18 protein-coding genes are annotated in these 16731 nt (G+C 72.6%); 6 read left to right on the plus strand and 12 right to left on the minus strand.

Going from position 1 to position 16731, the window contains the following annotated elements; genetic code table 11:
- Positions 1 to 43 precede the first annotated feature (43 nt).
- Together ABZU69_RS05075 and ABZU69_RS05080 are read right to left on the minus strand one after the other, a co-directional pair.
- Positions 44 to 1318 (minus strand): TRAM domain-containing protein, encoded by a 1275-nt coding sequence (locus ABZU69_RS05075; protein ID WP_354963115.1) that lies wholly within the window; start codon positions 1316 to 1318, stop codon positions 44 to 46.
- The gene (locus ABZU69_RS05080) at positions 1311 to 3389 is read right to left on the minus strand and encodes an APC family permease (RefSeq protein ID WP_354963116.1); all 2079 of its coding nucleotides are present in this window, start codon (positions 3387 to 3389) and stop codon (positions 1311 to 1313) included. Before ABZU69_RS05080 ends, ABZU69_RS05075 begins: the two co-directional genes overlap by 8 nt.
- Positions 3390 to 3552: 163 nt before the next feature.
- Between ABZU69_RS05080 and ABZU69_RS05085 the strand changes: the two genes are divergently transcribed.
- Both ABZU69_RS05085 and ABZU69_RS05090 read left to right on the plus strand, forming a co-directional pair.
- Entirely contained in the window at positions 3553 to 4218 is a 666-nt protein-coding gene (locus tag ABZU69_RS05085) for a TrkA family potassium uptake protein (RefSeq protein ID WP_354963117.1), read from the plus strand.
- 3 nt (positions 4219 to 4221) lie between these two features.
- On the plus strand, positions 4222 to 4911 hold the full coding sequence (locus tag ABZU69_RS05090) for a TrkA family potassium uptake protein (RefSeq protein ID WP_354963118.1): 690 nt from the start codon (positions 4222 to 4224) through the stop codon (positions 4909 to 4911).
- Positions 4912 to 4939: 28 nt separating this feature from the next.
- Here the strand turns inward: ABZU69_RS05090 and ABZU69_RS05095 are convergent, their stop codons facing one another.
- The 4 genes from ABZU69_RS05095 to dut all read right to left on the minus strand — a co-directional run bounded on the left by ABZU69_RS05095 (position 4940) and on the right by dut (position 7401).
- On the minus strand, positions 4940 to 5623 hold the full coding sequence (locus ABZU69_RS05095; RefSeq protein WP_354963119.1) for a DUF3159 domain-containing protein: 684 nt from the start codon (positions 5621 to 5623) through the stop codon (positions 4940 to 4942).
- A gap of 25 nt (positions 5624 to 5648) precedes the next feature.
- Positions 5649 to 6029, minus strand: a complete 381-nt coding sequence (locus ABZU69_RS05100) for an OB-fold nucleic acid binding domain-containing protein (RefSeq protein ID WP_089017103.1) — start codon at positions 6027 to 6029, stop codon at positions 5649 to 5651.
- 126 nt (positions 6030 to 6155) lie between these two features.
- On the minus strand, positions 6156 to 6833 hold the full coding sequence (locus ABZU69_RS05105) for a DUF3710 domain-containing protein (protein ID WP_354963120.1): 678 nt from the start codon (positions 6831 to 6833) through the stop codon (positions 6156 to 6158).
- Positions 6834 to 6858: 25 nt separating this feature from the next.
- A complete protein-coding gene (dut, locus tag ABZU69_RS05110; protein WP_354963121.1) occupies positions 6859 to 7401 on the minus strand; it encodes a dUTP diphosphatase in 543 nt (180 codons plus the stop codon).
- A 75-nt stretch (positions 7402 to 7476) separates the two neighbouring features.
- On the opposite strand from dut, the gene ABZU69_RS05115 reads away from it, so the two are divergent.
- Positions 7477 to 8004 (plus strand): DUF3093 domain-containing protein, encoded by a 528-nt coding sequence (locus ABZU69_RS05115; RefSeq protein ID WP_354963122.1) that lies wholly within the window; start codon positions 7477 to 7479, stop codon positions 8002 to 8004.
- 27 nt (positions 8005 to 8031) lie between these two features.
- On the opposite strand, the gene ABZU69_RS05120 is transcribed toward ABZU69_RS05115, so the two are convergent.
- Positions 8032 to 8829, minus strand: coding sequence for a hypothetical protein (locus ABZU69_RS05120; protein ID WP_354963123.1), 798 nt, complete (start codon positions 8827 to 8829; stop codon positions 8032 to 8034).
- 120 nt (positions 8830 to 8949) lie between these two features.
- Complete coding sequence (locus ABZU69_RS05125; protein WP_007075406.1) at positions 8950 to 9246, minus strand: DUF4193 domain-containing protein; 297 nt, start codon at positions 9244 to 9246, stop codon at positions 8950 to 8952.
- Between the two features lie 433 nt (positions 9247 to 9679).
- Here ABZU69_RS05125 and ABZU69_RS05130 point away from each other — a divergent pair, with 433 nt between their 5' ends.
- Positions 9680 to 10198, plus strand: coding sequence for a LytR C-terminal domain-containing protein (locus ABZU69_RS05130; protein ID WP_354963313.1), 519 nt, complete (start codon positions 9680 to 9682; stop codon positions 10196 to 10198).
- 89 nt (positions 10199 to 10287) lie between these two features.
- On the opposite strand, the gene ABZU69_RS05135 is transcribed toward ABZU69_RS05130, so the two are convergent.
- Positions 10288 to 11109 (minus strand): inositol monophosphatase family protein, encoded by an 822-nt coding sequence (locus ABZU69_RS05135; RefSeq protein ID WP_354963124.1) that lies wholly within the window; start codon positions 11107 to 11109, stop codon positions 10288 to 10290.
- Between the two features lie 289 nt (positions 11110 to 11398).
- Here ABZU69_RS05135 and ABZU69_RS05140 point away from each other — a divergent pair, with 289 nt between their 5' ends.
- Both ABZU69_RS05140 and ABZU69_RS05145 read left to right on the plus strand, forming a co-directional pair.
- Complete coding sequence (locus ABZU69_RS05140; RefSeq protein WP_354963125.1) at positions 11399 to 13012, plus strand: RNA polymerase sigma factor; 1614 nt, start codon at positions 11399 to 11401, stop codon at positions 13010 to 13012.
- A 245-nt stretch (positions 13013 to 13257) separates the two neighbouring features.
- Positions 13258 to 13491, plus strand: coding sequence for a hypothetical protein (locus ABZU69_RS05145; RefSeq protein ID WP_354963126.1), 234 nt, complete (start codon positions 13258 to 13260; stop codon positions 13489 to 13491).
- Positions 13492 to 13823: 332 nt separating this feature from the next.
- On the opposite strand, the gene ABZU69_RS05150 is transcribed toward ABZU69_RS05145, so the two are convergent.
- The 3 genes from ABZU69_RS05150 to ABZU69_RS05160 form a co-directional block, all read right to left on the minus strand.
- Positions 13824 to 15545 (minus strand): DEAD/DEAH box helicase, encoded by a 1722-nt coding sequence (locus ABZU69_RS05150; RefSeq protein WP_354963127.1) that lies wholly within the window; start codon positions 15543 to 15545, stop codon positions 13824 to 13826.
- 222 nt (positions 15546 to 15767) lie between these two features.
- Positions 15768 to 16430, minus strand: a complete 663-nt coding sequence (locus ABZU69_RS05155; protein WP_354963128.1) for a TRIC cation channel family protein — start codon at positions 16428 to 16430, stop codon at positions 15768 to 15770.
- Positions 16431 to 16470: 40 nt separating this feature from the next.
- Entirely contained in the window at positions 16471 to 16689 is a 219-nt protein-coding gene (locus tag ABZU69_RS05160) for a DUF3039 domain-containing protein (protein ID WP_007456912.1), read from the minus strand.
- Between the last annotated feature and the right edge of the window lie 42 nt (positions 16690 to 16731).

The following is a 16731-nucleotide window of genomic DNA, read 5'->3' on the forward strand; positions in this document are numbered from 1 at the left end:
AAGGGCCCCCTGTTAACGCCTCGTGTATAGGAAGGGTCCCCTGCTAACGCGCAGCGGGCGGGAGCAGCAGCCCGACCAGCTCGACGTGCTGGGTCATCGGGAACAGGTCGAAACCGCGCACTGCCTCCAGCCGCCAGCCCAGCTCGGCGAAGGTGCGCACGTCCCGGGCGAAGGCGGCCGGGTCGCAGGCCACGTACGCCACCGCGCGCGGACCGGCGGCGGCCAGCGCGCGCACCACCGGGGCGCCCGCCCCGGAGCGCGGCGGATCGAGGACCACCACGTCGACCGGGCCGGTGATCCGTCGGCGGGCCAGCGCCGTCTCGACCCGGGCCGACACCACCTCGACCCGGGGCAGGTCGGCCAGGTTCTCCCGGGCGGCGGCGACGCCCTGGGCGGATGCCTCCACCAGGGTCACCCGGCCGGTCGCACCGACCCGGGCGGCCAGCCCGGCGGCGAACAGTCCAGCACCGCCGTAGAGGTCCCAGGCCACCTCGCCCGGTCGCGGGTCGAGCAGTTCCAGCACAGCCGTGGACAACGTGTCCGCAGCCGCCGGATGCACCTGCCAGAAGGCGGACGCGGGCAGCTCCCAGTCCCGCCCGGCGGCCACCTCGCGGACCGTCGTCGGCCCGCTCACCGGGGTTGCCGCACCGTCGCGGACCTCCGCGACGGTCACGTCCCCGCCGGTGCTGGCGACGGTCTCCACCGCCTCGGCGGCCGGCCAGCGCGCGCCGGTCGGGGTGAGTACCGGCAGCTGCTGGATGGCCGGGTGGGCGATCCGGCAGCGGTCGATCGGCACCACCTCGTGCGAGCGGTGCTTGAGCAGGCCGGCCCGGTCGGCGGCGTCCACCGCGTAGCGGACCCGGGAGCGCCAGCCCAGCAGCCCGCCGGGCAGCGCCTCGACCCGGACTCCGAGCCGGTCCAGCTCGGCGTCGGTCAGCCCACCGAGGCGGACCAACTGCTCACGCACCACGGCGGCCTTCCAGGCCAGCTGCGCGTCGGGTGCGACGTGTTGCAGGTCGCAGCCACCACAGGCGCCCGGCTTCGCGTACGGGCAGGGCGGCTCGACCCGGTCCGGCGAGGGTTCCAGCACGGTCACCGCGTCGGCGCGGACGAACCCCCGGTGCACCTCGGTGACCTCGGCGATCACCCGCTCGCCGGGCAGCGCGTGCCGGACGAAGACCACCTGGCCGTCCACCCGGGCCACGCAGTGCCCGCCGGGGGCGACCGCGTCGACGGTCAGCTCGACCAGCTCCGCCTCGGCCAGCCCGCGCTCCGGCGGCGGTGGTGTCTCGGCCCGCCGTACTCCCGGCTCAGTCACGGCCGGTCCCGACCGGGCCGCCGTCGACCGGGCCGCTCTCGCCGGACGGCGCGCTGACGACCGGCGGCGGGGTGCCGGGCGGGGCCACCCGCGGGCCGCGCGCCGGGGTCCGGGACAGCGTGGCGTCCAGCCGGTCCAGGTTCTTGCTCGCGGTCGAGGCGAGCTGCCACGGAACGCTGACCACCATCACCCCAGGTTCGAAGAGCAGCCGCCCCTTGAGGCGCAGCGCACTCTGGTTGTGCAGCAGGTTCTCCCACCAGCGCCCGACCACGTACTCCGGGATGAAGACGGTGACCACGTCCCGGGGCGACTTACGGCGGGTGGAGGCGACGAAGTCCAGGATCGGCCGGGTGATCTCCCGGTACGGCGAGTCGATCACGGTGAGCGGGATGGCCATCTCCCGCCGTTCCCACTCGACCTGCAGGTCCCGGGTGTCCTTGTCGTCCACGTTGACCGTCACCGCCGTCAGCGTGTCCGGCCGGGTGGCCCGGGCGTACGCGATGGCCCGCAGGGTCGGCTGGTGCAGCTTGCTGACCAGCACGATCGCGTGGTTGCGGGCGGGTAGCACGGCGCGGCCCTCGTCCGGCGGGGTCAACTCCCGGGCGACCCGGTCGTAGTGCCCACGGATGGCCAGCATCAACAGGTAGATCACCGCCATCGCCGCGATCGCGATCCAGGCGCCGAGCAGGAACTTGGTGATCAGCACGATCACCAGCACCGTACCGGTCAGGCCCGCGCCGAACGTGTTGATGGCCCGGGACCGTTGCATCCGGCGACGCGCCTCCGGATCCCGCTCGGTGCGCAGGCGCCGGTTCCAGTGCCGGATCATGCCGACCTGGGAGACGGTGAACGAGACGAAGACCCCGACGATGTAGAGCTGGATGAGCCGGGTCACCTCCGCCTGGAAGCCGACGATCAGCACGATCGCGAAGAGGGCGAGGAAGACGATGCCGTTGGAGAAGGCCAGCCGATCGCCCCGGGTGTGAAACTGCCGGGGCAGGTAACGGTCCTGCGCGAGGATCGAGCCGAGCACCGGAAAGCCGTTGAACGCGGTGTTCGCGGCCAGGAACAGGATCAGGGCGGTCACGCCGGCCACCACGTAGAGCAGGATCGACCCGGACCCGAAGACCGTCTCGCCGAGCTGGGTGGTGACGGTCTTCTGCACGTACCCCTCGGGACCGGAGACGATCTGCAGGGCCGGGTCCTCGACGAACTGCAGGTGGGTCAACCGGGCCAGCCAGATGATCCCGACCAGCATGCTCACCGAGATGGTGCCGAGCAGCAGCAGCGTGGTGGCGGCGTTGCGGCTCTTCGGCGCCTTGAACGCCGGCACCCCGTTGGAGATCGCCTCGACTCCGGTGAGCGCGGCGGCGCCCGAGCTGAACGTCCGCAGCAGCAGGAAGATCAGTGCGAAACCGGTCACGCTGTGCTCGGCCTGGATCACCAGATCGGCGCTCGGCGCGCGGAGTTCGTCGCCCAGCACGAAGACCCGGACCAGCCCGGTGAGCAGCATCCCGCCCATCACGATCACGAAGCCGTAGGTGGGGATGGCGAACGCGGTGCCCGACTCACGCAGGCCGCGCAGGTTCACCGCGCTCAGCAGCACCACCGCCGCCACCGCGATCATGACCTTGTGGGTGGCCACGAAGGGCAGCACCGAACCGAGGTTCGCCACCCCGGAGGAGACTGACACCGCCACCGTGAGCACGTAGTCGACCAGCAGGGCGCTGGCCACGCCGACGCCGAACTTCGGGCCCAGGTTGACCGTGGCCACCTCGTAGTCGCCGCCCCCGGAGGGGTAGGCGTGCACGTTCTGCCGGTAGCTGGCCACCACCGTCAGCATCACCACGACCACCGCCAGCGCGATCCACGGCGAGAAGACGTACGCCGACGCGCCGGCGATGGAGAGGGTTAGCAGGATCTCGTCAGGCGCGTACGCGACGCTGGACAGCGCGTCGGAAGCGAACACGGGCAGCGCGATGCGCTTCGGCAGGAGGGTGTGCTGCAGCCGGTCGGACCGGAACGGTCGACCGAGGAGCAGCCGCTTCAGCAGCGAGGTGGGACTGGCCACGAACGCCAAGAGTACGACCACCACGGCGGGGGCGCGGGGGTGGGCGATCACGGCTGGCTGGAGCGGCGGGGTACGGTCGGTCCCCGCTTCCGACCGGGACGTGGCAGGCTCGCACTCGGAGGCCACCGGCAGCGGGAGCGGTACGCACCTTGGGAGGGACAGCGTGCACGTCGTGATCATGGGTTGTGGCCGGGTCGGGTCGACCCTCGCGCACAGCCTGGAGTCCCGGGGGCACTCGGTGGCGGTGATCGATCAGGACGCCGACGCCTTCCGCCGGCTCGGCCCCGACTTCGCCGGGATAACGGTGACCGGGGCGGGCTTCGACGGCGAGGTGCTGCGGCAGGCCGGCATCGAGCGGGCGGACGCCTTCGCCGCCGTCTCCAGCGGCGACAACTCCAACATCATCTCCGCCCGGCTGGCCCGGGAGACGTTCGGCGTGTCCCGGGTCGCGGCCCGGATCTACGACCAGCGCCGGGCGCAGGTCTACGAGCGGCTGGGCATCCCCACCGTGGCGACCGTGCGCTGGACGGCGGACCGGATGCTGCGGCACCTGGTGCCGGAGGGCAACGTGGAGATCTTCCGCGACCCGACGAGCACCGTGTCGATCGTCGAGGTCCCGGTGCACAAGGACTGGATCGGCCGGTCGGTGCGCGCGCTGGAGGAGGCGACCGGGGCACGGGTGGCCTATCTGATCCGCTTCGGCATCGGCACGCTGCCCACCGCCTCGACCGTCGTACAGGAGGGTGACCAGGTCTTCATGCTGGTCAGTGACGACATCGTGGCGACGGTCACGTCGGTGGCGGCGACGCCGCCGGAAGGGGGACAGTGAGCCATGCGGATCGCCATCGCGGGCGCCGGCAACGTGGGCCGCTCGATCGCCCAGGAGCTGATCGACAACGGTCACCAGGTGATGTTGATCGAGCGCCAACCGAAGATGCTGCGCCCGGACCGGGTGCCGGCCGCCGAGTGGGTGCTGGCCGACGCCTGTGAGCTGGCCAGCCTGGAGGAGGCCAACGTCGCCGGCTGCGACGTGGTGGTCGCGGCGACCGGCGACGACAAGGTCAACCTGGTGGTGTCGCTGCTGGCCAAGACCGAGTTCGCGGTGTCCCGCGTGGTCGCCCGGGTCAACCGGGCCGAAAACGAGTGGCTGTTCACCGAGCAGTGGGGCGTGGACGTCGCGGTGAGCAAGCCGCGGGTGATGGCGGCGCTGGTCGAGGAGGCGGTGACCGTCGGCGACCTGGTCCGGCTGATGACCTTCCGGCAGGGCGAGGCGAACCTGGTCGAGATCACGCTGCCGCCGACCGCGCCGTACGTCGGTCAGCCGATCCACGCCGTGCCGCTGCCCCGCGACTCCGCTCTGGTGGCGATCCTGCGCGGCAAGCGGGTCCTGGTGCCCAGCCCGGACGACCCGATCGAGGCCGGCGACGAGTTGGTCTTCGTCTGCACCGCCGAGGTGGAGGACCAGGTCCGGGCGGTGATCCTCGGCCCGGACAGCGTCGAGCGGACCCGCAGCTCCCGCTGAGCCGTCGCCCGGCGGCCCGGCGCTGCGCTCAGGCGCCGGGCAGCGGGGTCGGTTGCGACTCCCGAGTGACCCGGCGCACCGTCCAGACCGTGATCAGCAGCAGCAGCGCGTACGGCGGGTAGCCCAGCGCCAGCCGGGCCACGCCCAGCGCGGTGTCCTGGTGCGCCAGGTAGAGCCCCGCCTGCACGCCCACCTTGGCCAGCCAGACCACGCCCCAGAGCACGGTCAGCTGGGTGAAGGTGCGCACCAGCTTCGGGTCGTCCCGCCACTCCGCACGACCCTTGGCCACCAGCACCGACCAGATCCAGCCCACCAGCGGCTGCCGGATGGCCGCCGAGACCAGCAGGGCGATGCCGTAGCCGATGCCGTAGAGGATGCCGGGGAGGTAGAAGTCGCGCTCGTCGCCGGTACGCCAGGCGATGGCCGCACCGATGCCGACGCCGAACAGCCCGTTGACCGCGTGCCGGATCGGCCGGCGTTGGACCAGCCGCAGCCCGGCGATCAGCAGCGCGACAGCCACCGAGGCGATCACCGCGGGCCGCAGCTCGCCGATGATGTTGGCGATGACGAAGACCACCACCGGGATGCTGGACTCGACCAGCCCCCGCCAGCCGCCGAGCTGGTCGGCCATCTGCTCGGCGATCGTCGGCAGCCGCTCGTCGTCCTGAGGACCGGTCTCCGGCTGCGCCGCCCGGTGCTGTCCCGTCGTCATCGCCGGCCTTCCGTCCGCAACGCCGTCACTTCGGCGAGTCCAGCTCGTAGTAGGGGTTGTAGATGACCTTGCGGTCGTCCCGCACCGCGACCCGGCCGCGCGCGGTCAGGTGCCGCCCCGGCTCGATCCCGGCGATGTGCCGCCGACCCAGCCAGACCAGGGTGACCACGTCGCTGCCGTCGTACAGGTCGGCCTCGAGGGTGGGCAGGTTGGTCCGCGGCGTGTAGACCACCGTGCGCAGTCGACCGGCGACCGAGACCACCTGGCCCCGGGAACACTGCTGGGCCGGGACACCGCCGCACTCGGCGCTCTCCCGACGCAGCTCCTGCGCGTCGATCTCGGCCTCGCTGGCGGTGAGCCGTTGCAGGATGCGCCGCAGCGACACCCGGCTCTCGTCGGTCGTCATGACCTCCGCGTCACCCTCTCCACGATCACCGGCCCCGGCCGGCACTGGCCCGGCCGCCGGCGACGCCGGAACCGTGCCGCCAGCGTACGCCGACGGGGGCGGTTCCGGCGGGCCGGTGCGCGTGGGTCAGACCTGGCGCGGTTCAGCGGCGGACGCGTCCCCGGCCTCGGCGTCGGCGTCGGCCTGGTCGGCGACCTCCTTGGGCAGCCGCAGCGGCAGCGGCTCGCGGACCGGCTTCGCCTCCTGCCCCCGGTCGACCACCAGGCCGTCCAGGCACTCGGCGAGCGGCCCGGCGGTGGCCGGGTCGAGGGCCACCGGGCCCTGGAACACGCCGCGGACCATCCAGCGCGGCCCGTCGACGCCGACGAACCGCAGATTGGTCGGGCCGTCCGGGGTGTTCACCTGGGCGTGCAGCTCAGGGCCGTACTCGCCGTCGACCTCCTGGGCGGTGGCGCCGTCGCGGAGCAGCGACTGGCGGATCTCCTCGCGCACCTCGTCCCAGATCCCCTCGGACCGGGGGGCGGCGAAGACACCGAGCTGCAGCGCGTTCTCCCCGTGCACCAGCACCACCTGCTGGATCACGCCCTGCGGGTCGGCCTGCACCCGCACCTCCACCTCGGCGACCGCCGGGATGTGCAGGCTGCCGAGGTCGAGCCGCTGCACGTCGTCGTTGACCTCGGAGATGTCGTACGGGCCGCGCTCCAACGTCGGCGTCGACTCCTCGGTGCTCTGGCCGCCGACCTCGGTGGTCCGCTCGTCACGGGTGTGCCGCCCGGCATCGGCCCGCTTTCGGGAGAAGATCACTGCGCCCACCCTCCGCTGTTCACACTCACCCTGCCACCTCTTCCGTCTGCCCGCGGCTCGGCTCGTCCCGCTGCTCGACCAGGCCCGCCGGCGACGGCACCAGCCCGGCGTGCCCGCCGGTGGAGCCGTGCCCACCGGTCCCGCGCTGGGACCCGGGCAGCTCGGCCACCGGCTCGAACCGCGCCCGCGCGACCCGCTGGACCACGAGCTGCGCGATCCGGTCGCCGCGGGAGATCTTCGCCGGCGTTTCCCGATCATGGTTGATCAGGTTGACCAGGATCTCACCCCGGTAGCCGGCGTCGACCGTACCGGGCGCGTTGAGCACCGTCACGCCGAGCCTGGCCGCCAGGCCGGAGCGGGGATGGACCAGGCCCACGTACCCCTGGGGCAGCGCGATGGCAACGCCGGTGGGCACCAGGGCCCGGCCGCCGGGCGGCAACTCCACGTCCGCGGCCGCCACCAGGTCGGCCCCGGCGTCGCCGGGATGGGCGTACGCGGGCAGCGGCAGCTCGGCATCGAGCAGCCGTACGGGCACGGGTACGACGTCGGTCACGGGTCTCTCTTCCATCCGGTGGATCGGGGTGACCCTGCCATCCTGCCGGTTACCCGGGCCGTCGTGCGCCGTACCCTCGCAGGAGTGAGCATGTCGCCCTCTCCGTCCGCCGGTCAGCCACCGGTCGTGGCCCGCACGGCGTACGCCGAACGGCTGGATCTGCCCTGGTGGTTGTGGCTGGCCGGGCTGGCAAGCGCCGCGCTGCTGGCCGTCGAGATCTGGATGGGCGCCGACGGCGTCCGCACCTGGCTGCCGTTCGCGGTGCTGCTGCCGGCCACCGCGGCCGGGCTGTGGTGGCTGGGCCGGATCCGGGTCGCGGTCGCCGACGGTGAGCTGCGGGTGGACGACGCCCGGCTGCCGGTGCGCTTCGTGGCGGACGTGGTGCCGCTGGACGCGGCCGGCCGCCGTGAGGTGCTCGGGGTAGGCGCGGACCCGCTCGCCTTCGTCGTCCAGCGGCCGTGGATCGGCGGGGCCGTGCAGGTGGTGCTCGACGACCCGGCCGACCCGACCCCGTTCTGGGTGGTGAGCACCCGGCATCCGGTCGAGCTGGCCGAGGCGCTGCTGACCGCCCGGGACGCCCGCGCCCGCGTCGACCGCACGGCAGGCGAGCCGGGCTGACCGCGGCGGCGCCGCGTGTCGGCCCGCTCAGGTGCCGGTCGGCGGGCCGGGCAGGGCTGGCGGCGGGGCCGGCCGGGCGATGCCGCGCCGACGCAGGTCGACCTGGAGCTGGTCGGCCATCGACCGGGTCGCCCGGCGGTTGAGGAAGCTGGCCACCGCCGCGCCGGTGAGGAACGGCCCGAGCGTGGTGAGGTTGCGTCCGAAGCGCCGGAGCAGGGTGTCCCGCAGTTCCTTGCGCGCGGCGGTGCCGAGCACCGCGCCCACCCCCACGCCGGGCAGCATCGGGTTGACCCCGCGCTGGGTGGCCCAGGAGTGCACCAGGGCGACCGACCGTTGGCTGCCGGCGGCCGGCAGCGCCACGCCGTGCACCTCGTGCAACTCGCCGACCAGCTTCAGCTCGACCGCCACCACGGCGACCGTCTCGGCGGCCAGCAGCACCGGCGCAGACAGGAGGGTCGGGGCGACCGTCCACTCGACGGCGGCGACTCCCCCGCCGGCGGCGCCGATCCCGGCGGTGGTCCGGGCCGCGTTGCGGATCAACCGCTCGGCCAGGGCGTTGTCGTCCAGCCCCGGGAAGTGCCGGCGCAGGGTGGCCAGGTCCCGCACCGGTACGTGCGGGGCGATCTCGGCGACGGTGTCGACCATCCAGCGCACGGCGGAGCGGGGCTTGAACAGGTCGCCGATGCCCCGGGCGCGGGCCTGCCCGACCATCCGGGTGAGCAGTTGGCGGCGCTTCGCGGGCTCGATGTCGTCCGCGGTCAACGCCGCGACGGTGGCGCCGAGGTCGTCCGCGCCGGCGCCGGTGGTGTCGCCTCGATCGCTCATGGGGTCGGACCTCCCGGTGCTGTGGCTACCCCTACGAGTCAAGCAGGTACCCAGCGGTGGCGCATCGCTACACCGGCAGCGGCGGCCCCGATCAGGAGGCCGCCGCTGGTGTCGTGAGTGTCAGACGCACTCGCGGCAGATCAGTTCGCCGTTACGCTCGACCGCCAGCTGGCTGCGGTGGTGCACAAGGAAGCAGCGGGCGCACCGGAACTCGTCCTGCTGCATCGGTAGCACCTTGACCGTGAGCTCCTCGTCGGCCAGATCGGCGCCGGGCAGCTCAAAGCTCTCGGCCACCTCGGCCTCGTCGACGTCCACCGCGCCCGACTGTGAGTCGACGCGCCGGGCCTTGAGCTCTTCCAGGCTGTCCTCGCCGAGGTCGACCTCATCGCGACGCGGGGCGTCGTAGTCGGTGGCCATCGGTTTCACTCTCCCATATCGATGTTGTCGCTTCCGGTTGTAACGCCGGACGACGCTGTTTCGGTTCCGCTGGCCGGCCACCAGTTGTGTCGGGCACCCGACCCGGGGACCGAACGGGTTGAGCCCGCTGGGGCGACTCCCCTGCGAGCGCGGAACCTTACCCCCCCTTTGGGCGAGGCATGTATACCGCCCTTGCGGCTGAGATGTACGCCCCAGCCCCCCAAGTTGTTCCCAATGTGACTCAGGCGACACGAAGATAGGGGTAGTAGTACCCGGTTCGCGGTCGGCGCGCCGGCATGTCGGACTGTTTCCACGCGACGGCCGGACAACCGTTAACCTCAGCGGCGTATTCGACGGCCGCCGGTCAGTGCGATCGTTGGCGGCCGCCGCCACCCACCTGACGTCCGGGAGCGCCCAGATGAGTTTTGCGCGAGTGCGAGCACTCGTCGTCGTCGGCATGCTCGGGGTGCTGGCCCTGGCCTTCGTGATCACCGCGCTGGTCCGCGACACCCAGGGCAATGCGGGCACGGCCGAGGGTTGCCCCGATGGCTGGCCGCTGGCCGACGTGACTCTGCACGAGCCCAAGGACGTCAAGATCAACGTCTTGAACGCGACCGACGAGCCGGGCCGGGCCGGCAGCGTCGCGGACGACTTCCGCAACCGCAAGTTCCAGGTCAAGAAGGTCGGCAACGCGCCCAAGGGGATCGACGAGGTGGCCGTGCTGCGGTACGGCCCCAAGGGCGTCGGTTCGGCGCACCTGCTGCAGGCGTACTTCCTCAACAACGCCGAGCCGGGCTACGACCCGAAGCGCACCGACGACACGGTGGACGTGGTGCTGGGCAGCCGCTTCCAGCAGCTCGCCACGACGACCGAGGTGAACCAGTCCCTCGGTGACCTGGGCGCCCCGGCGGCGCCCCCGGAGTCGTGCCCGTCCCCGGTCGCCAAGAACTGACCGGGCAGGTCGGCGGGCGCTGACCCCTTCCGTCACCGCCCGCCGGCTCGGTGTCGCCGACGGACCCTCGGACGCACCGGCCACGCCGGTCAGGGGCCGCCGGCGGCATCCAGGGCGGCCAGGCGGTCGTGCAGCGGCGCGAAGAGCGCCGGCGGGGCCGCGAGCACCAGGTCCGGGCCGGCCGGACGCCCCTCCAGGCCGGTGACCCGCACACCCGCCTCGGCGGCCACCAGCCCACCGGCAGCGAGGTCCCAGGCGGCCAGACCCTTCTCGAAGTACGCGTCCAGGCGTCCCTCGGCGACCAGGCAGAGGTCCAGCGCGGCCGCGCCGAGCCGGCGGATGTCCCGCACGTGCGCGATCAGCCCGGCCACCACCCGGGCCTGGTGCGCCCGGCGACCGGCGTCGTAGCCGAAGCCGGTGGCGACCAGCGCCTGCCCCAGGTCGGTCTCGCCGGAACAGCGCAACCGGACGCCGTCACGCCACGCGCCACCGCCGGCCGTGGCGGTCCACTCCTCGCCGGTGCTGACGTTGCGCACCACGCCGGCGACCACCACGCCGTCCACCTCGGCGGCGAGCGACACCGCGCTGTACGGCAGCCCGTAGAGGTAGTTGACGGTGCCGTCGATCGGGTCGACGATCCAGCGCACGCCGCCCGGCCCGACCGGCCCGGTGTCCCCCGTGCCGTACTCCTCGCCGAGCACCGCGTCGCCCGGCCGCAGCCGGTGCAGCGCGTCGAGCACCTGCCGCTCGACCGCCCGGTCGGCCGCGGTGACCACGTCGGTGACCGTACTCTTGGTGGCGGCCACGGTGACGCCCTCGGCCCGCATCCGGTACGCGGTGGCCGCGGCGCCCCGCGTAACGTCGAGCGCGACAGCCAACAAATCCTCGGTCGCCGGCACCGAACGGTCCATCCCACGTCCCCTTCCCGCACGAGCGGGCCGTTCCGGGCCGCGCGTGAGTATCATCCTTACAAAGTCCACATCTGCGCCGAATCGGCGGTCCCCGCCGCCGTTACGCCGTGCGGCGCAGGATGATCGCCGCAGACGGCGTTACAATTCACCCCTGCGCCCACGCGCCACGGACCGCCGACCACCGGCCGGTCCGGGACACGGGGGTCCCTCACCACAACGCCCGGCCTGTCGCCCCACGCTGTGCCGGACGACCCGGCCGTACCCGCTCTTCGCCTCCGGAAGGTCATTCGTGACAGAACCCCGCCAGCCCGGCGCCGACGTTCGCTCGCTCACCGACACTCTGATCGCCCACGCGCAGAGCGCCGGCGGTCAGCTCACGTCGGCTCAGCTCGCGCGCACCGTCGAGTCCGCCGAGGTGACTCCGGCCCAGGCCAAGAAGATCCTGCGGGCGCTCTCCGAGGCGGGAGTGACCGTGGTGGTGGACGGCTCGGCCAGCACCCGTCGCCGGGTCGCGGCGGCCCGCTCGACCACGCCGGCGTCCCGGGCCACCACCGCCAAGACCACCAAAAAGGCCGCCGCACCGGCGCCCAAGCAGGCACCCGCCTCCGACGACGGCCCGTCCACGCCGGGCCCGCGGAAGGTGGCCCCGCGCAAGGCGGCCGGCACCACCGCCGAGGTCGCCACCGCCGCCGCGCCGGCGAAGGCCGCGACCAAGTCGACCCGGGCCACCAAGGCGACGGTCGCCGCGGCCGCCGGCGCCAAGCCGGCGAAGGCCGGCGGCAAGAAGGGCGAGGGCGCCGACGGCGAGATCGACCCGGAGGAGCTCGCCGCCACGATCGAGGACGTGGTGGTCGAGGAGCCGGCCGCGCTGACCCAGGCCGCCGAGACCGACGCCGCCGCCTCGGCCACCGACAACGACTTCGAGTGGGACGACGAGGAGTCCGAGGCGCTCAAGCAGGCCCGGCGGGACGCCGAGCTGACCGCCTCCGCCGACTCGGTGCGCGCATACCTGAAGCAGATCGGCAAGGTCCCGCTGCTCAACGCCGAGCAGGAGGTGGAGCTGGCCAAGCGGATCGAGGCCGGGCTCTACGCCGCGGAGCGGCTGCGGGCGGCCGACGAGGGCGAGGAGAAGCTCACCCGGGAGATGGTCCGCGACCTGGGCTGGATCTCCCGCGACGGCGAGCGGGCCAAGAACCACCTGCTGGAGGCGAACCTCCGCCTGGTCGTATCGCTGGCCAAGCGGTACACGGGGCGTGGCATGGCCTTCCTCGACCTGATCCAAGAGGGCAACCTCGGCCTGATCCGCGCGGTCGAGAAGTTCGACTACACCAAGGGCTACAAGTTCTCCACGTACGCCACCTGGTGGATCCGGCAGGCGATCACCCGCGCGATGGCCGACCAGGCCCGCACCATCCGCATCCCGGTGCACATGGTGGAGGTCATCAACAAGCTCGGCCGCATACAGCGCGAGCTGCTCCAGGACCTGGGCCGCGAGCCCACGCCGGAGGAGCTGGCCAAGGAGATGGACATCACACCGGAGAAGGTACTGGAGATCCAGCAGTACGCCCGGGAGCCCATCTCGCTGGACCAGACCATCGGCGACGAGGGCGACAGCCAGCTCGGCGACTTCATCGAGGATTCCGAGGCCGTGGTCGCGGTCGACGCGGTCTCGTTCACGCTCCTGCAGGACCAGCTCCAGCAGGTGCTGCAGACGCTCTCCGAGCGTGAGGCGGGTGTGGTACGCCTGCGCTTCGGCCTGACCGACGGCCAGCCGCGGACGCTGGACGAGATCGGCCAGGTCTACGGGGTGACCCGGGAGCGGATCCGGCAGATCGAGTCCAAGACGATGTCCAAGCTGCGTCACCCGTCCCGGTCGCAGGTCCTCCGGGATTACCTGGACTGAGCGGGTTTCGTCAACCGAACGTGTCGTTTTGACCACCTGGTGTGCAACACCAGATGGTGATCGTCCGGATGCACGAATGTGATCGTTGACGTGGCACCCTGGGTGCACGGCACACTGTCCCAGCCATGTGTGACCTCGGTCCCCCGCGGGCACACAGGGAAGGCAAGGCCCGGCAAGGGTGTTGCACGATAGGTGAGCAACGACCGAAGAGATTGTTCATCGGTGACGACCAGAGGAGGAAGGCGATGAACTCGACCCTCACGCCGCCGCCCGAGACGGTGGCGCCCCCAGCCGCCGATGAACGGTGCGACCGCTGCAATGCTGCCGGCAAGCTCCGGATCACTCTGGCGGGTGGGAGCGAGTTGGTTTTCTGTGGGCACCACGCGAACAAGTACGCGGAGGATCTCGCGAAGATCACCGTCCGGTTCGCAACGGAGCCCGATTTCAGTTGGCGTGGCGCCGATCTGATGGCGAACTGAATCCGCAACCCGACATAGCCGACCGGAGACACCCCGAGGGTGTCTCCGGTCGGCTTTTCTCTGCGCGCGCCCCGCGCCCCGCGCCCCGCGCCCCGCGCCCCGCGCCCCGCGCCCCGCGCCCCGCGCCCCGCGCCCCGCGCCCCGCGCCCCGCGCCCCGCGCCGGAGATCGTGCTCGATCCAGGATTTAGTGGTCTCGCCGACGCGCCGATGCCACTACATCCTGGATTTGGCACGATCTTGGCGAGGTGACGCCGCTGGGGAGGGCGGGCGGTCGCCGATCGCGGCCAGGTCGCGGTCTGGATGGTCCGGTGCTGCGGATGCGGCGGATGGGTCAGAGGGTCTGCACGGTGGCGATGCGTTCCTCAAGCTGTTCGATGGTGGCCTGGGCGCTCGGCGGGCCGCCGCAGATCCGGCGCAGCTCGGCGTGGATCTTGCCGTGCGGCTGGCCGGTGCGGTGGTGCCGGGCGGCCACCAGAGCGTTCAGCTGGCGCCGGAGCGCCACCCGGCGCTGGGCGGCACTCATTGGTGCCGGCGGCGCCGCGACGGGCGTACCGGCCGGCTGAGCGGCCCGGTCGGCGCTGCGGCGGCGCTGCTCGGCCTGCCGTTTGGTCAGCAGCAGAGAGACCTGGTCGGCGGTGAGCAGGCCGGGCAGGCCGAGGTACTCCTCCTCCTCGGGAGTGCCCGCCTGGGCCGCCGTGCCGAATGACGCGCCGTCGAAGATCACCTGATCCAGCTCGGCGGTGGCCGAGAGCGCCGCGAACCGCTTCTCCAGCTCACCGCTGGCCTGATCGTCGCGCTGCGCCCGCTCCAGCAGATCGTCGTCGAAACCGTCCGATTCCTTGGGCTTGCCGAGCACGTGGTCCCGCTCGGTCTCCATCTCGCTGGCCAGCCCGAGCAGGTGCGGCACGCTGGGCAGGAAGACCGACGCGGTCTCCCCGGGCCGGCGGGCCCGGACGAACCGGCCGATCGCCTGGGCGAAGTAGAGCGGGGTGCTGGCGCTGGTGGCGTAGACCCCGACGGCGAGCCGCGGGATGTCCACCCCCTCGGACACCATGCGCACCGCGACCAGCCACCGCTGCTCGGAGGCCGCGAACGTCGCGATCCGTGCGGACGCGCCCACGTCGTCGGAGAGCACCACGGCGGCCTTCTCGCCGGTCACCTGCTCGATCAGCTTGGCGTACGAGCGGGCGGACTGCTGGTCGGTGGCGATGATCAGCCCGCCGGCGTCGGCCATCCCGGCGTTGCGCAGGACGGTGAGCCGGGCGTCGGCGGCCCGCAGCACCTGCGGCATCCAGTCCCCGGCCGGGTCCAGAGCGGTACGCCACGCCTGCGCCACCAGATCCTGGGTCATCGGCTCACCGAGCCGGGCCGCCAACTCCTCGCCCGCGTTGGTCCGCCAGCGGGTCTCACCCGAGTACGCCAGGAAGAGCACCGGCCGGACCACGCCGTCGCGCAGCGCGTCCGAGTAGCCGTACACCGAGTCGGCGCGGGAGCGCAGCAGCCCGTCACCGCCGCGCTCGTAGCTGACGAACGGGATGGGGTTGTCGTCGGAGCGAAACGGCGTCCCGGTGAGCATCAGCCGGCGTACGGCGGGCTCGAAGGCCGCCTTCACCCCGTCGCCCCAGGTCCGGGAGTCGCCCGCGTGGTGGATCTCGTCGAGGATGACCAGGGTGCGTCGGGTCATGGTGCGCCGCCGGTGCACCTGCGGGGCCATCCCCACCTGCGCGTAGGTGACCACCGCGCCGTGGAAGTCGGCCGCGGAGTGCACGTCGGCGTTGCGGAACGCGGCGTCGAGCTGGATACCCACCCGGGCCGCGGCCTCGGCCCACTGGTTCTTGAGGTGCTCGGTCGGGGCGACGACCGTGACCGCCTCGATGGTGCCGTCACCGAGCAGCTCGGCCGCGATCCGCAGGGCGAAGGTGGTCTTGCCGGCGCCGGGTGTGGCGACCGCGATGAAGTCCTCGCTGCGCCGGCGCAGGTACTCCACCAGGGCCTTGCGCTGCCAGGCACGTAGTGCCGGGAACGTCTCGAGCACCGGCGTCCGGGCTGCCACGCGAAGCTCCTCTCCGACCGCACGACGGCGGACCCCGGGCGAGGGCCACGAGTACCGCCGCCCATGAAAACGCCTCCGCGCAGAAGCTGCCGCGAAGGCCGACTCAGCATAACCAGCGCGGGCCCCACGGCCCAGGCGACGCCACGCTGGTCACATCCACCACCCAGACCCCGGGCCCACCGGGGTCACGGAAAGCCCCCGCCGACCCGTCGGCTTGAGCCCTCACCAGTCCCGGTCGGTGCGCGGATCCGCGCCACCGCTACGGGGCGGGCGCAGCGTCGCTACCGGGACGGACCAGCGCCGGCGCAGGGCGATCAGGCGCAGCCCGAAGACCAGCACGGCGGCGGCGGTGAGCGGCAGCGGCCCGGTCTGGTCGGTGACGTACAGCAGCACCACCACGACCGATCCGACCAGGGCGACGACCGCGTAGATCTCCCGGCGCAGCACCACCGGGATCTCGGCGGTGAGCAGGTCCCGGCCGAGGCCGCCGCCGATCGCGGTGAGCATGCCGATCAGGCAGGCGCCGACCGCCGGCACCCGGGCGTCGAGCGCCTTGAGCGTGCCGGTCACGGTGAACAGCGCGAGGCCCGCCGCGTCCAGCACCAGCACCGTGGTGCGTAGCCGGGCCAGCTGCGGGTGCAGCCAGAAGACGGCTAGCGCGGTGACGGCGGCGGTCGCCGCGTACCGCCAGTCGGCGAAGGCCAGCGGCGGCACCTCGTCGATGACCAGGTCCCGGAAGATTCCGCCGCCGAGGGCGGCCACGAAGCCGACGAACGCGACGCCGAAGAGGTCGAGCCGCTTGGCCACCGCGGCCGAGGCCCCGGACGCGGCGAACACCGCCACCCCGGTCAGGTCGGCGAAGAGCAGGGCGGTGGAGGTGGTCACCGCCGCAGGCTACGTCGCCGGCCGGGACAGCGGCCGTCGTTCACTCGCGGTACGAGTCGTAGATCTCCTTGCACTTGGGGCAGACCGGCGAACCCGGCTTGGCCGCCTTGGTGACCGGGAAGGTCTCCCCGCAGAGCGCGACGACGAAGGTGCCCATGACGGCACTCTCGGCGATCTTCTCCTTGCGGACGTAGTGGAACATCTCGGGACCGGTATCGGCGTCCTTCAGCTCCGGACGCTCGAGAACCTCTGTGCTCACGTCTGCACCTCCGACCGTCAAGTTTGGCAGGTCATCACGGCC

Source organism: Micromonospora sp. NPDC005206, from assembly GCF_040608175.1.
In the GTDB taxonomy this organism is placed as follows: Bacteria; Actinomycetota; Actinomycetes; order Mycobacteriales; family Micromonosporaceae; genus Micromonospora.